The 14,054-nt window shown below is 46.5% G+C and carries 13 protein-coding genes; 7 read left to right on the forward strand and 6 right to left on the reverse strand.

The window, feature by feature from the left end; translation table 11 throughout:
- Nucleotides 1-82: 82 nt before the first annotated feature.
- Both glyS and glyQ read right to left on the reverse strand, forming a co-directional pair.
- Entirely contained in the window at nucleotides 83-2,149 is a 2,067-nt protein-coding gene (glyS, locus tag H735_RS11950; protein WP_005378875.1) for a glycine--tRNA ligase subunit beta, read from the reverse strand.
- A 13-nt stretch (nucleotides 2,150-2,162) separates the two neighbouring features.
- Nucleotides 2,163-3,080 carry a glycine--tRNA ligase subunit alpha gene (gene glyQ, locus H735_RS11955; RefSeq protein WP_005440855.1) on the reverse strand — a complete coding sequence of 306 codons (918 nt, stop codon included), beginning with the start codon at nucleotides 3,078-3,080 and terminating at the stop codon, nucleotides 2,163-2,165.
- Nucleotides 3,081-3,565: 485 nt separating this feature from the next.
- Between glyQ and H735_RS11960 the strand changes: the two genes are divergently transcribed.
- The gene (locus tag H735_RS11960; protein ID WP_010444803.1) at nucleotides 3,566-4,120 is read left to right on the forward strand and encodes a TMEM165/GDT1 family protein; all 555 of its coding nucleotides are present in this window, start codon (nucleotides 3,566-3,568) and stop codon (nucleotides 4,118-4,120) included.
- A gap of 160 nt (nucleotides 4,121-4,280) precedes the next feature.
- On the forward strand, nucleotides 4,281-4,541 hold the full coding sequence (locus H735_RS11965; RefSeq protein ID WP_009708061.1) for a hypothetical protein: 261 nt from the start codon (nucleotides 4,281-4,283) through the stop codon (nucleotides 4,539-4,541).
- Between the two features lie 44 nt (nucleotides 4,542-4,585).
- Here H735_RS11965 and tusA read toward each other — a convergent pair whose 3' ends face one another.
- Complete coding sequence (tusA, locus tag H735_RS11970; RefSeq protein WP_005426051.1) at nucleotides 4,586-4,834, reverse strand: sulfurtransferase TusA; 249 nt, start codon at nucleotides 4,832-4,834, stop codon at nucleotides 4,586-4,588.
- Nucleotides 4,835-4,966: 132 nt separating this feature from the next.
- Between tusA and H735_RS11975 the strand changes: the two genes are divergently transcribed.
- Both H735_RS11975 and H735_RS11980 read left to right on the forward strand, forming a co-directional pair.
- Nucleotides 4,967-5,149, forward strand: a complete 183-nt coding sequence (locus H735_RS11975) for a hypothetical protein (protein WP_009708062.1) — start codon at nucleotides 4,967-4,969, stop codon at nucleotides 5,147-5,149.
- Nucleotides 5,150-5,316: 167 nt separating this feature from the next.
- Nucleotides 5,317-6,258, forward strand: coding sequence for a LysR family transcriptional regulator (locus H735_RS11980; protein ID WP_009708063.1), 942 nt, complete (start codon nucleotides 5,317-5,319; stop codon nucleotides 6,256-6,258).
- A 72-nt stretch (nucleotides 6,259-6,330) separates the two neighbouring features.
- On the opposite strand, the gene acuI is transcribed toward H735_RS11980, so the two are convergent.
- From acuI to fadB, 3 genes are all read right to left on the reverse strand, one after another.
- Nucleotides 6,331-7,311, reverse strand: a complete 981-nt coding sequence (acuI, locus tag H735_RS11985) for an acrylyl-CoA reductase (NADPH) (RefSeq protein WP_009708064.1) — start codon at nucleotides 7,309-7,311, stop codon at nucleotides 6,331-6,333.
- 266 nt (nucleotides 7,312-7,577) lie between these two features.
- On the reverse strand, nucleotides 7,578-8,753 hold the full coding sequence (gene fadA / locus H735_RS11990; protein WP_020195206.1) for an acetyl-CoA C-acyltransferase FadA: 1,176 nt from the start codon (nucleotides 8,751-8,753) through the stop codon (nucleotides 7,578-7,580).
- Between the two features lie 14 nt (nucleotides 8,754-8,767).
- Entirely contained in the window at nucleotides 8,768-10,939 is a 2,172-nt protein-coding gene (gene fadB / locus H735_RS11995) for a fatty acid oxidation complex subunit alpha FadB (RefSeq protein ID WP_020195207.1), read from the reverse strand.
- Nucleotides 10,940-11,207: 268 nt separating this feature from the next.
- Here fadB and H735_RS12000 point away from each other — a divergent pair, with 268 nt between their 5' ends.
- Genes H735_RS12000 through hemG form a run of 3 tightly spaced genes read left to right on the forward strand, consistent with a single transcriptional unit; the run spans nucleotide 11,208 to nucleotide 13,872 of the window.
- Complete coding sequence (locus tag H735_RS12000; protein ID WP_020195208.1) at nucleotides 11,208-11,831, forward strand: YigZ family protein; 624 nt, start codon at nucleotides 11,208-11,210, stop codon at nucleotides 11,829-11,831.
- Nucleotides 11,832-11,877: 46 nt separating this feature from the next.
- Nucleotides 11,878-13,335: a TrkH family potassium uptake protein gene (locus tag H735_RS12005; protein WP_005440865.1), complete on the forward strand. Its 1,458-nt coding sequence runs from the start codon at nucleotides 11,878-11,880 to the stop codon at nucleotides 13,333-13,335.
- A 9-nt stretch (nucleotides 13,336-13,344) separates the two neighbouring features.
- Nucleotides 13,345-13,872, forward strand: a complete 528-nt coding sequence (gene hemG, locus H735_RS12010) for a menaquinone-dependent protoporphyrinogen IX dehydrogenase (protein WP_020195209.1) — start codon at nucleotides 13,345-13,347, stop codon at nucleotides 13,870-13,872.
- The last annotated feature ends 182 nt before the right edge of the window (nucleotides 13,873-14,054 follow it).

A 14,054-nucleotide genomic window follows, 5' to 3' on the forward strand; every position in this document is an offset into this window, starting at 1 on the left:
CTTCATAGGTTTGAAGGCAACAAAAAAGGGAAGCATCTGCTTCCCTTTTACTTATTTCTTAATCACTTCTAAGAGTAATGAATTACTTTTGAAGCAAAGAAATGTCTGCGATCTGTAGGAACAGGTTACGCAGGTTGTTCAGTAGTGTCAGACGGTTCTTCTTAAGTGCTTCGTCGTCTGCCATTACCATTACGTTATCAAAGAACGCATCAACTGGTTCACGTAGGTCAGCTAGCTTGCTTAGGGCTTCTTGGTAGTTACCTGTAGCAAATGCTGGCTCTAGCGCTTCTGTCATTACTTCAACGCTTTCTGCTAGTGCTTTCTCTGCGTCTTCTTGTAGCAGTGCTAGGTCGATGTCTGCTGCTAGTTCGCCGTCGAATTTCGCTAGGATGTTACCTACACGTTTGTTCGCTGCTGCTAGAGACTCTGCTGCTTCTAGTTCACGGAAGTGAGAAACCGCTTTAACACGTTGGTCGAAGTCTGCTGGTTTAGTCGGACGACGAGCTAGAACCGCTTGAATGATGTCTACGCTGAAGCCTTCGTCTTGGTACCAAGCACGGAAACGACCAAGCATGAACTCGATAACGTCTTGCTCAACGTTGTCGTTGGTTAGGCGGTCGCCAAACAGTGACTTCGCTTTCGCAACTAGGTCAACAAGATCTAGGTTGTAGCCGTATTCAACGATGATACGTAGTACACCTAGAGATGCGCGGCGTAGTGCGAATGGGTCGCTGCCTTTAGGTGCTTGACCAATACCGAAGATACCTACGATAGTGTCTAGCTTGTCTGCCATTGCAACTGCAGTTGAAACGCCGTTTGATGGCAGTTCATCACCTGCGAAACGAGGCATGTATTGCTCGTTCAGTGCTACTGCAACTTCTTCTGCTTCACCGTCGTGACGAGCATAGTGCATACCCATAACACCTTGAGTATCCGTGAATTCGAATACCATTGAGGTCATTAGGTCACATTTTGCTAGTAGACCAGCACGCTTTGATTTCTCAACGTCAGCACCGATTTGCTCAGCAATGTAGCCAGCAAGTTCAGTGATGCGGTCTGTTTTGTCTTTGATCGTACCCAGTTGCTTTTGGAAGATCGCTTGCTCTAGTTCAGGTAGACGGTCGATAAGCGGACGCTTACGGTCTGTGTTGAAGAAGAATTCTGCGTCTGCAAGACGAGGACGAACCACTTTCTCGTTACCTTCGATTACGTAACGAGGCTCTTTTGATTCGATGTTCGATACGAAGATGAAGTTAGGTAGTAGCTTCTTGTTTTCGTCGTAAACAGGGAAGTATTTTTGGTCACCTTTCATGGTGTAAACCAACGCTTCAGAAGGCACTTTTAGGAACTCTTCTTCAAACTTCGCTGTTAGTACCACTGGCCATTCAACCAGAGACGTTACTTCTTCTACTAGGTCATCTTCTAGGTCAGCGATACCGCCAACCGCTGCTGCCGCTTTTTGTGCGTCAGCTAGGATGATTGCTTTGCGCGCTTCGTAATCTGCCATTACTTTACCGCGCTCTTCTAGGATCGCAGGGTATTGTTCAGCAGAATCGATAGTGAACTCTTGCTCACCCATGAAGCGGTGACCACGGATAGTGCGGTCAGAAGCAACACCAAGGATCTCGCCTTCGATTAGGTCGCTGCCCATTAGCATGGTTAGCGTCTTAACTGGACGGATGAACTGAGTTGTTTTGTTACCCCAGCGCATTGGTTTTGCGATAGGTAAGTTTGCTAGTGCTTTCGCTGCAAGTTCAACTACGATCTCAGACGTTGGCTGACCTTTCACTTCTTGTTTGAACAGTAGCCATTCACCTTTGTCTGTAACCATGCGTTCTGCTTGGTCAACCGTGATGCCACAACCGCGTGCCCAACCTTGAGCCGCTTTTGTTGGGTTGCCTTCCGCGTCAAACGCTGCAGAAACCGCAGGGCCACGCTTTTCAACAACTTTGTCAGACTGGCTGTCTGCTAGTGCTGCTACTTTTAGTGCAAGACGACGAGGTGCCGCGAACCATTTTACGCCTTCGTGAGCAAGCTCAGCGCCTTTTAGTTCTGCTTCGAAGTTTGCTGCGAATGCTTCAGCTAGAGTGCGAAGTTGCGTTGGTGGTAGCTCTTCTGTACCTAGCTCGATTAGAAATTCTTTTGCCATGTTACTCTACCCCTTACGCTTGTTCTTTCTTACACATTGGGAAGCCTAGAGCTTCACGCGATGCGTAGTATGCTTCTGCAACTGCTTTCGTCAGGTTGCGGATGCGTAGGATGTAACGTTGGCGTTCAGTTACTGAGATCGCTTTACGCGCGTCTAGTAGGTTGAATGCGTGACCAGCTTTTAGAATGCGCTCGTAAGCAGGTAGTGGTAGTGGCTTTTCAAGCTCAAGCAGCTCTTTACACTCTTTCTCGCACTGTTCGAAGAAACCAAATAGGAATTCAACGTCTGCGTGCTCGAAGTTGTAAGTTGATTGCTCTACTTCGTTTTGGTGGAAGATGTCACCGTAAGTCACTTTGCTGCCGTCTGGTGCGATGTTCCAAACTAGGTCGTAAACAGAGTCTACTTCTTGGATGTACATTGCTAGACGTTCGATACCGTAAGTGATCTCACCGGTTACTGGCTTACACTCAAGACCACCAACTTGCTGGAAGTAAGTAAACTGAGTCACTTCCATACCGTTTAGCCAAACTTCCCAGCCTAGACCCCATGCGCCTAGTGTTGGGTTTTCCCAGTTGTCTTCTACGAAACGGATGTCGTGAACAAGTGGGTCGACACCAAGAACCTCTAGAGAACCTAGGTACAACTCTTGGATATTGTCTGGCGATGGTTTTAGCGCTACTTGGAATTGGTAGTAGTGCTGAAGACGGTTAGGGTTTTCACCGTAACGGCCATCAGTAGGACGACGTGAAGGTTGTACGTAAGCTGTAGACATTGGCTCTGGGCCAAGTGCTCGTAGACAGGTCATTGGGTGAGAGGTACCCGCACCAACTTCCATATCTAGTGGTTGAACAATGGTACAACCATTTTGAGCCCAATAATCCTGCAGCGCGAGGATCATTCCCTGGAAGGTTTTGATATCGTATTTTTGCATAAGTCAGGTTCGCGCGATTCTCTTATTACTCGTGAATTCGTCTCTTTTTTGTTGGGTTTTCTTGCCTCAACAATGGCGATTCAAAGTAATTACGGTTGAATAAATTAACAATCAAGTATACCCAGATATTGAGCATGGGAGTAGAGCTAATCTTGATTAATTCGTGGGCAATTTTCTCCTTTAATGGATTTTTACCGCTTTATCTGCTGAATTTTTCCTAAAAGGGAGTTTTCACTGGCTTTCACTCTTGAGGTGATGAGGAAACATGGCTAGAATTGCGCCTGTCTTTGGGGAGTAGCTTACTCGATGAAATGTCTGTTTCATCCAGTTCGTTCGTCAACATAATTGGTGCAAAATCACCATGGCGTTCGAGACTCATCAGCCCGATGAGTTTAGCAAGACCTTAGACAAATCATCATGAACCGGGGTGGGGCGTGAGATTTGTCTTAGGTTAAAAATAATTATCCCGCCCCAATGAGCACGTCGTGAGCGTTTTAGCTATTTCAATTACTACTGTAGCGTTAGCAGAAATTGGCGATAAGACCCAATTGCTATCTCTATTACTTGCCAGTCGTTACCGCAAGCCAATCCCTATTATTGCAGCAATCTTTTTGGCAACCATTGCCAACCACGCTTTGGCTGCATGGTTAGGTGTGGTGGTAGCCGATTATCTTTCGCCTGAAGTTCTCAAATGGGTGCTGGTGGTCAGTTTTGTCGCCATGGCGGCTTGGGTGTTGATCCCAGATAAACTGGATGACGACGAGCAGATCTCCAACCGGGGTCCATTCATTGCCAGCTTTATTGCTTTCTTCGTTGCGGAGATTGGCGACAAGACTCAGATTGCGACTTCTATCTTGGGTGCGCAATACGCAGATGCATTGAGTTGGGTGATTCTTGGCACTACGATCGGTATGCTGCTGGCTAACGTTCCGGTGGTTCTGATTGGTAAATTGTCGGCCGATAAGATGCCTTTAGGGTTGATTCGTAAGGTGACCGCATTCCTGTTTATCGCGCTAGCTATCGGAGCGGCATTGTTCTGATTTGTTGCACGTAAAATGGTGTGAATTATCAATAACTAGTGAAGTAATAAACAACGTCAAACTCTGACTCAAAATCGTTCAAGACCGTGACGGATGACATATTAGTGTCATACTTGTCATGGTAATTTAATGGTGTGAATGATAGCGAGAGGGCAAAGGTATGCTTACACGTTACATGGGGATGACCCCAAAGAGTCAGAGTTATTTATTCACCTTTGGTTTGGCGCTTTGCTTACTAGCAATGGTGCTGACTGATATGTGGCTGCCGATTGTGGCAGGGTCCTTCATTCTTACTGGTTTAACGGTAGAAGCGTGGATTCGGGTGGCTCATATCATTCCGATGCATGAGGAAATGCGTGCAATGCGGAAACAATTGAACAAGCTACAATCTGAAGTTCGCACACTAGAATACGATGAATAAACAAACGGCAGCCTTTTGGGCTGCCGTTTTTGATCTTGCAGAGATTATTCCAAACCTTTCTTAATTAGGTACTGGTATGGAAGCTGCTCCGTTTGTGCCGCAATCAACTGGTGATCCATAAATCGGCAGAAGCTCGGGATATCTCGAGTAGTGGATGGGTCGTCCGCTTTAACCAGCAACACCTCACCATCTTGCATGTTTCGAATTGTCTTCCTGACCATCATCACTGGCTCTGGGCAGCGTAATCCTTCCGCCTCTAATGTCTTGGTCGCCAGTTCAGGATTAAAACTCATAATGTGATTCTCGTAACTAACTGAGCGGTGAATTTTACTTTCGTTGAAAAAATATTCAATAACCACTTGGCAAACCGAATTTTTTGATTTACCTTAAATTAACAATTTGGTAACAACTGGTAAGGAGACACGATGTTAACAGCGTTAGACAGACTAACCATCTATTCGGTTTTGTGTTTCATCTCGTTCTGCGCATTAGTACTCAGAACACCAGCTGAAACCTCATTGCTGCCTCTTGTAGGCATGAGTGCAACGATTATTGGGATTTGGATTGAGATGCACAAATGGTCAGGTGCGTCTGAGCAAGAAAATTAGCGCTTCTTGCTGTAATCGGAACCTATTGATATACCGCTCACCAAGTTTAACGACACTTCATTCCGACACTATCCCCATTTTTCTTGGGCTTCCCCGCTGAAAGGCGGGATTTTTTTTGCCTGAAGAGTACAATTTACCTAAATCCCCTACATGGTAAGTGGCAAATCGTGGAATTAGAAGACATCTATCGTCGAGATCTGAACTTATTGGTCGCATTACGTGTGTTGATCGAAGAGAGCAGTGTCAGTAAAGCAGCAACGCGTCTCAATTTAAGCCAGTCGGCAATGAGTCGTGTGCTAGGGCGTTTACGCGACCTGCTTGGTGATCCGCTGTTTACGCGTCAAGGTCAGCACTTGATCCCAACTCAAAAAGCGTTAGAAATTGATCGTTCTTTGGGTGAGCCTTTGGAGTCACTACGCCAATTACTTTCTCCACGTGAGTTTGATCCACGCAGTTGCGATCAGACGTTTAATATCGCCACGACTGACTACGCGATGCAAACCATTCTGCCCTTCGCATTGCCACGTATTTATCAAGAAGCGCCTAACGTGTCGTTTAACTTCTTGCCACTGCAACACGACCGCTTATCTGATCAATTAACATATGAAGGCGCGGACTTAGCGATTTGTCGCCCTACAGGTCCTGTGGAGCCACTACGTAGTGAAGTGCTAGGGCGAGTCGGTGTGCTATGCATGCTCTCCAAGCAACATCCATTAGCCGATAAAGAGATGAGTCTGGATGATTACCTCAGTCATCCGCATGCCATGATTGCCATCAGCGATGGGGTTAAGGCGCTGATTGAGCAAGCGCTGGTGGAGAAGCCGCAACGTCAGATGGTATTGCGCGCTTATCACTTGGAAGCGGCGCTGGCGATTGTCGATACTCTGCCAATTATCATTACCGTACCAGCCGATTTAGCGTACTTGGTTGCTGATCGCTATGACTTAGTAGTGAAGCCATTACCATTCCAATTCACGCCGTTTGAATATTCGATGATTTGGCATGCGCGTTGCGAGCACTCTCCCGCTCAAGAATGGTTGCGTGCCGTGGTTCGTGAAGAATGTAGTCGTCTGATTGCTAAGCGAATTGAAGATATGGGATTGGACTGATTTTTCCGATAATCGAAAAAGCAAAAAGCCGGGCATGACCCGGCTTTGTTTATTCTATCGAAGGGTTAACGCTTATAGCTTGATAACCACGCGACCAGTTACTTGGCCGTTTGTGATGTCTTCAGCGTATTTTGGTGCTTCCGCTAGTTCAACTTCAGTACAAGCTTGTTCGAAGTAGCTGTCTGGTAGCAGCTCAACCAATTTTTCCCATGCTGCAGTACGTTTTTCAAATGGGCATGAAACAGAATCCACACCTTGTAGACGAACGTTACGTAGGATGAACGGCATCACTGTGGTTGGTAGATCGAAGCCACCTGCAAGACCACAAGCTGCAACTGCACTGTTGTAATCCATTTGCGCCAATACTTTTGCTAGCACTTTGCTGCCCACAGTATCAACCGCACCTGCCCATACTTGCTTCTCAAGCGGACGTGCTGGCTCTTCAAATTCAACGCGGTCGATGATGCGACTAGCACCAAGTTTTTCTAGTAGTGGGCCGTTTTTCTCTACGCGGCCTGTCACTGCAGCAACTTTGTAGCCAAGCTGTGCTAGAAGCGTTACTGCTACTGAGCCTACACCGCCACTTGCGCCAGTTACTAGGATTTCGCCGTTTTCAGGTTTGATGCCTGCATCAAGCAGTGCTTGAACACATAGCATGCCAGTGAAGCCAGCAGTACCCACCATCATTGCTTTCTTGCTGTCTAGACCTTTTGGGAGTGGTACCAGCCAATCCGCTTTTAGACGAGCGCGCTGAGACATACCGCCCCAATGGTTTTCACCTACACCCCAACCAGTAAGAACAACTTTGTCGCCTGCTTGGTAGCGGTCGTCTTCTGAGCTTACTACTGTACCTGCTAGGTCAATACCCGGCACCATCGGGAAGTTACGGATGATTTTACCTTTACCTGTAATTGCAAGACCGTCTTTGTAGTTCAACGATGAGTAATCAACGTCAATCAGAACGTCGCCTTCAGGCAGTTGTGTTTCATCGATTTGCTCGATGCTAGCGATAGTACGTTTGTCTTCTTGATTTAGAACTAGAGCATTAAACATAAGGTTCTCCGATTGTGCGGTAGCGTGACTCTGGGTCACATGCAGCAAGATATCAACTGCTGCTAAGTGTATGTCTTCTTTGTCTATGAATAAAATGAAACTTGAGCATTTAATGTATGCTTTTTGTGCATGTAAGCAATATTTAGCGTAAAACAAAGGGCGACATCAGATGCCGCCCTTAAGTGTAATACTAAAAATTTTCAGTATTGGTTCATTTGCTCGTGATTGTTGGATTGATCACTACAACCTAGCGTTTCTCAAGCAAACTATGGTCGTTCAAATACCGTCGCAATACCCTGACCTAAACCGATACACATGGTTGCCAGACCGTATTTCGCGTCTTTGGCTTCCATTAGGTTGATTAATGTCGTTGAGATACGTGAGCCAGAACAACCAAGTGGGTGACCCAATGCAATCGCACCACCGTTAAGGTTGACCTTCTCATCCATAACATCAAGCAGACCCAAGTCTTTAGCACATGGTAGAGACTGCGCAGCAAATGCTTCGTTTAGCTCGACCACATCCATGTCTTCAATTGAAAGACCAGCACGCTTGAGCGCTTTTTGCGTCGCAGGTACAGGACCGTAACCCATGATTGAAGGATCGCAGCCCGCAATGGCCATACCTTTAATGCGTGCACGAATCTTCAAACCAAGCTCATTGGCTTTTTCTTCACTCATGATCAACATCGCAGATGCACCATCAGACAGCGCCGAAGATGTACCGGCTGTTACTGTGCCGTTTGCTGGGTCGAAAACAGGACGAAGTTGAGACAGACCTTCAACGGATGTTTCAGGGCGAATCACTTCATCGTAATCTAGAGTGAATAGCGTGCCGTCAGCCGCATGACCTTCAATTGGTAGGATTTCGTTTTTAAAACGACCCTCTAAGGTTGCAGCATGTGCACGAGCATGAGAGCGCGCAGCAAACTCGTCTTGTTGTTCACGGCTAATGCCATGCAGCTTACCAAGCATTTCAGCCGTTAAGCCCATCATGCCTGCTGCTTTTGCAACCGTCTTTGACATGCCCGGGTGGAAGTCCACGCCGTGGTTCATTGGTACGTGTCCCATATGCTCAACGCCACCAATTAGGCAGATTTCAGCATCACCCGTCATGATGGCACGTGTACCGTCGTGAAGCGCTTGCATTGATGAACCACACAAGCGGTTAACCGTCACGGCGCCAATCTCAATTGGTAGGCCAGCAAGCAGCGCCGCATTACGAGCAACGTTAAAGCCTTGCTCTAGTGTTTGTTGTACACAGCCCCAGTAGATATCTTCAATCTCGCTTGGGTTTACCTGTGGGTTACGCGCAAGAATACCTTTCATTAGGCGCGCAGACAGATCTTCTGCTCGCGTATGACGGAAAGCACCACCTTTAGAGCGACCCATTGGAGTACGTAGACAATCGACTACGACAACATTTCTTGTTTGATTAGTCATTTTAGAATCCCTCCTTAGATAGAACCTTGCTGTTGTGCACCGTAAAAGCTTTCACCTTTCGCCGCCATATCAATCAGCATCTGTGGTACTTGGTACATTGCACCGAGCTCTGAGTATTGTTTTGCCATTGCAACAAACTCAGCAATACCTACGCTATCTAGGTAGCGGAATACGCCGCCGCGGAATGGAGGGAAGCCAAGACCGTAAACCAGCGCCATATCCGCTTCTTGTGGAGTGGCAATTATGCCTTCTTGTAGACACAGTACCACTTCGTTGATCATTGGAATCATCATACGTTGAATGATGGTTTGTTCGTCAAAGTCTTGCTTATCGGCACAAACGTCAGCGAGTACCGGCAAGATTTCTTCAGAGAAGGTTTTCTTAGGCTTACCTTTTCTATCAATGGTGTAGCTGTAGAAGCCATTGCCATTCTTCTGACCGTATTTATCTGCTTCGAACAGCGCATCTATTGCGTCACGACCTTGTTTGCCCATACGCTCAGGGAAGCCTTGTGCCATAACGGCTTGTGCGTGGTGAGCAGTATCAATACCAACAACATCGAGCAAGTATGCAGGTCCCATCGGCCAGCCAAACTTACGCTCCATGATTTTGTCGATTTTCGTAAAGTCAGCACCATCGCGAAGTAGCATGCTGAAGCCACCAAAGTATGGGAACAATACGCGGTTTACAAAGAACCCAGGGCAGTCATTAACGACAATTGGTGATTTGCCCATTTTCGCTGCGTAGGCAACAACGCGATTGATGGTTTCATCAGAGGTGTGTTCACCACGGATGATCTCAACAAGAGGCATGCGATGCACTGGGTTGAAGAAGTGCATGCCACAGAAGTTCTCTGGGCGTTTTAGCGATTTTGCTAATAGATTGATTGGAATCGTCGAGGTGTTTGAGGTGATAACGGTATCGTCACCGACATGTGATTCGACTTCACTCAGCACTGCTGCTTTTACTTTCGGGTTTTCTACTACGGCCTCAACAATCACGTCTGATTCTTCGATGCCTGCGTAATGTAGGCTTGGTGTGATAGACGCTAAAATACCAGCCATCTTAAAGCCATCAATGCGACCGCGAGATAAGCGCTTATTAAGCAGCTTAGATGCTTCAGTCATGCCTAAATCGAGTGAGGGTTGCGCGATGTCTTTCATTAACACCGGTACGCCTTTGAGTGCAGATTGGTAAGCAATGCCGCCGCCCATGATACCCGCACCAAGCACAGCTGCACGTTGCGTGTCTTTACTCGCTGACTTAGCCGATTTTTTAGCAAGCCCTTTGATGTATTGGTCGTTAAGGAACAAACCAACCAGTGATTTTGCTTCTTCAGACTTAGCCAGTTTTACGAAGTGCTTACGTTCAATGTCGAGTGCTTCATTACGAGCAAAGCGAGCGCCTTCTTCAATAGTAATAACGGCTGTCATTGGAGCGGGGTAATGAGGACCAGCTTTCTGAGCCACCAGACCCTTCGCCATGGTAAAGCTCATCATTGATTCAAGCTTACTTAGCGTTAAAGGTGATGTCTTTTGCTTACGACGAGCTTGCCAGTCCAACTTCTCGTTGATTGCCGAGGTCAGTGTCTTGAGTGCTGACTCGTAAAGTGCGTCGCTATCGACAACCGCATCAAGAAGACCAATCTTTAATGCCTCATCTGCACGACAGGCTTTACCTTGAGTGATCACCTCCATTGCGCTGTCGGCACCAATAACACGTGGCAGACGCACACAACCACCAAAGCCCGGCATGATACCGAGTTTCGTTTCTGGTAGACCGATGCTGGTGGTCTTGTCTCCAATTCTCATGTCAGTTGCAAGTACGCACTCACAACCGCCACCTAACGTGTGGCCTTTTAGTACCGAGATAGTTGGGACAGGCAAGTCTTCCAGCTTGTTGAAGATGCTGTTAGCAAATTGCAGCCACTGATCGAGCTCAGCGTCTGTCTTGGCAAAAAGACCTAAGAATTCGGTGATATCAGCGCCAACAATGAACGCGTCTTTATCTGAGGTGAGCATCAAGCCCTTCAGTCCTTGGTGCGCTTTTAGTGCATCAAGGGCTTTGTCGAGTGACTCTAGTGTCGCTAGGTCGAGCTTGTTAACGGATTTTGGAGAGCAGAAGCTTAGTTCTGCAATACCATCTTGTACTTCCTTTACCTGTAGGGTTTCGGCTTGGTAAATCATTGTCTATCTCCATGACATACAATCTTGGATTGTCTGTATACCAATTTGATGCGGGCTGAGCGCCTGTAGGGCAAGAAATTGATATAGAGGAAAGTCGTTTTATTTATTGTTCTGGTTAGACCAGTGAAGTTAGTTTGGACTTCGGATTGGTTAATTTCAATACATTTTTTAAACAAGTGTTTAACATTGTGCGCTAAGGCAGATCTTATGCGACTCACAATTACCTCTCGTGATAGACTCTGAACAAAGAGAAAAGTGACCTAATCCTATGAATGACCTGCCTTATCTGATTCCTGCTCAGCCTGCTCAATTTGAAGAAGAGATCAAAAAGAGTGTCTTTATTACTTACTTAGCACACACGCCAAGCGTGGAAGCGGCGAAAGCATTCGTTGAACAGATCAAAACCAAGCATGCTGATGCAAGACATAACTGCTGGGGATTTGTTGCAGGTCGACCAGAAGACTCGATGAAGTGGGGCTTTAGTGATGATGGGGAACCGTCAGGGACGGCAGGTAAACCGATCCTTGCTCAGCTATCTGGTTCCGGAGTTGGAGAAATTACGGCTGTAGTCACTCGATATTCTGGCGGCATTAAGCTTGGCACAGGTGGTTTGGTTAAAGCTTATGGCGGCGGCGTGCAACAAGCGCTCAAGCTGCTTCAAACAATTGAGAAAAAAATAACCACAAAACTCCGACTAGAGTTAGACTATGGGTTTATGCCTATCGCACAGTCGCTTATGCCCCAGTTTGGTGTGGTTGAAGTGGATGCTGAATACAGCGATCAGGTGGTATTAGTGGTGGAAATTGAGCTACGTGAAGTGAGCGCGTTTACCCAAGCTATCATCAACAAAAGTGGTGCAAAGGCAATTGTCACCCCACTAGACGGACAATAATGAAAAATAGGAAGCCACAGGGACAGCTTCGCTAGTCAATCAATCCATGCAATTTCGTTCAATTATTCGAATCGTCGGGCTATTGCTCGCACTTTTTAGTGTCACAATGCTCGCGCCTGCGCTGGTTGCGCTTATCTATCGAGATGGTGCGGGTGTACCTTTTGTCACGACTTTCTTCGTACTTCTTGTATGCGGTGGGATCTGTTGGTTCCCAAATCGCAGGCACAAACACGAGCTAAAAGCACGTGATGGCTTCCTTATTGTTGTTCTTTTCTGGACTGTACTTGGCAGTGCTGGCTCTATCCCTTTTCTGATCTCAGATAACCCCAATGTGTCTGTGACTGACGCCTTTTTTGAGTCCTTCTCTGCTTTAACAACAACGGGTGCGACGGTGATTGTCGGGCTCGACGAGTTGCCAAAAGCGATTCTCTTTTATCGCCAGCTGCTACAGTGGTTTGGCGGTATGGGTATCATCGTGTTGGCGGTAGCCATTCTTCCTGTTCTTGGTATCGGTGGTATGCAGCTGTATCGTGCCGAAATACCGGGACCGGTAAAAGATACTAAGATGACCCCGCGTATTGCTGAGACAGCAAAAGCACTGTGGTACATCTATTTGAGTTTGACTATCGCATGTGCCGTGGCATTTTGGTTGGCTGGTATGACGCCATTTGATGCTATCAGTCATAGCTTCTCCACCATTGCTATCGGTGGCTTCTCTACGCACGACGCCAGCATGGGCTATTTCGATAGCTATGCCATTAACATGATTACCGTTGTCTTCTTGTTAATCTCAGCATGTAACTATTCTTTGCACTTCGCCGCGTTTGCGTCTGGCGGCGTGCACCCTAAATACTATTGGAAAGATCCAGAGTTCCGCGCGTTCATCTTTATACAAGTTGTTTTGTTCTTGGTGTGCTTCTTATTATTGTTGAATCACCATTCTTACGACTCAACCTATGATGCATTCGATCAAGCGCTTTTTCAGACCGTGTCCATCTCAACCACGGCTGGCTTTACCACAACCGGCTTTGCTGATTGGCCATTATTCTTACCAGTGTTGTTGTTGTTCTCTTCTTTTATAGGTGGTTGTGCTGGTTCGACTGGCGGTGGCATGAAAGTGATCCGTATTCTGCTACTGACCTTACAAGGTGCGCGTGAGCTGAAGCGTTTGGTGCACCCTCGTGCGGTTTACACCATCAAAGTGGGTGGCAGTGCGCTACCGCAACGTGTCGTTGATGCGGTTTGGGGATTCTTCTCTGCTTACGCTTTGGTATTCGTGGTTTGTATGTTGGGCTTGATTGCTACAGGGATGGACGAGCTAAGCGCATTCTCTGCGGTCGCTGCAACGCTCAATAACTTAGGTCCAGGCTTGGGTGAAGTTGCGCTTCACTTTGGCGATGTGAACGACAAAGCAAAATGGGTATTGATTGTTTCTATGCTGTTTGGACGTTTGGAAATCTTTACCTTACTTATTCTACTTACGCCGACGTTTTGGCGTAGCTAAGGGGAAATCGTGGCAAAAGCATTATTTCTATATTCCTCCCGTGAAGGGCAGACAAAAAAAATTCTCCACTATATAGATGAGAAGCTAACAGACTTCGAATGCGAGCTGGTGGATTTACATAATGTTGAGACGATTGATTTTAGCCAATACGACAGGGTATTGATTGGAGCGTCTATTCGTTATGGTCATCTTAATAAGAAGCTGTACCAGTTTATTGAGCGAAACCTCAATCAACTTGAACAAAGTAAAGTAGCGTTTTTCTGCGTAAACCTAACTGCTCGTAAAGAAGACCAAGGAAAGGATACGCCAGAAGGCAGCGCTTACATTCGTAAGTTCCTAATTAAGTCGCCTTGGAAACCAACCTTAATCGGTGTTTTTGCTGGTGCTCTTTATTACCCACGTTACGGATGGTTCGACAAAACGATGATTAAGTTCATTATGTCGATGACAGATGGTGAAACCGATACGACCAAAGAAGTGGAATACACCAATTGGGAAAAAGTGGCTCTTTTCGCAGATAAATTCAAAGAACTGTAGAAATAACGTGCTCTTTTGACCGCTTTTGACGCAAATTTATCCGAACGATAAAAAAAATCAAAAAAACGAGAAAAAGGGCTTGCCAATGTGATCGCAATCTCTATAATGCCACCTCGCTGACACGGCAACGCTTCGAAGCTTAGGTTTCGAAAGTAAGAAGCTAAGTTAGCAAGCCAATTAGC

Source organism: Vibrio owensii CAIM 1854 = LMG 25443 (assembly GCF_000817815.1).
GTDB lineage: Bacteria > Pseudomonadota > Gammaproteobacteria > Enterobacterales > Vibrionaceae > Vibrio > Vibrio owensii.

Bases quoted from the DNA above. Each gene is read 5' to 3' on its own strand.
- glyS (WP_005378875.1), bottom strand. From the start codon at position 2,149: ATGGCAAAAGAATTTCTAATCGAGCTAGGTACAGAAGAGCTACCACCA.
- glyQ (WP_005440855.1), bottom strand. From the start codon at position 3,080: ATGCAAAAATACGATATCAAAACCTTCCAGGGAATGATCCTCGCGCTG.
- H735_RS11965 (WP_009708061.1), top strand. From the start codon at position 4,281: ATGCTTACACGTTACATGGGGATGACCCCAAAGAGTCAGAGTTATTTA.
- tusA (WP_005426051.1), bottom strand. From the start codon at position 4,834: ATGAGTTTTAATCCTGAACTGGCGACCAAGACATTAGAGGCGGAAGGA.
- H735_RS11975 (WP_009708062.1), top strand. From the start codon at position 4,967: ATGTTAACAGCGTTAGACAGACTAACCATCTATTCGGTTTTGTGTTTC.
- acuI (WP_009708064.1), bottom strand. From the start codon at position 7,311: ATGTTTAATGCTCTAGTTCTAAATCAAGAAGACAAACGTACTATCGCT.
- fadA (WP_020195206.1), bottom strand. From the start codon at position 8,753: ATGACTAATCAAACAAGAAATGTTGTCGTAGTCGATTGTCTACGTACT.
- fadB (WP_020195207.1), bottom strand. From the start codon at position 10,939: ATGATTTACCAAGCCGAAACCCTACAGGTAAAGGAAGTACAAGATGGT.
- H735_RS12000 (WP_020195208.1), top strand. From the start codon at position 11,208: ATGAATGACCTGCCTTATCTGATTCCTGCTCAGCCTGCTCAATTTGAA.
- H735_RS12005 (WP_005440865.1), top strand. From the start codon at position 11,878: ATGCAATTTCGTTCAATTATTCGAATCGTCGGGCTATTGCTCGCACTT.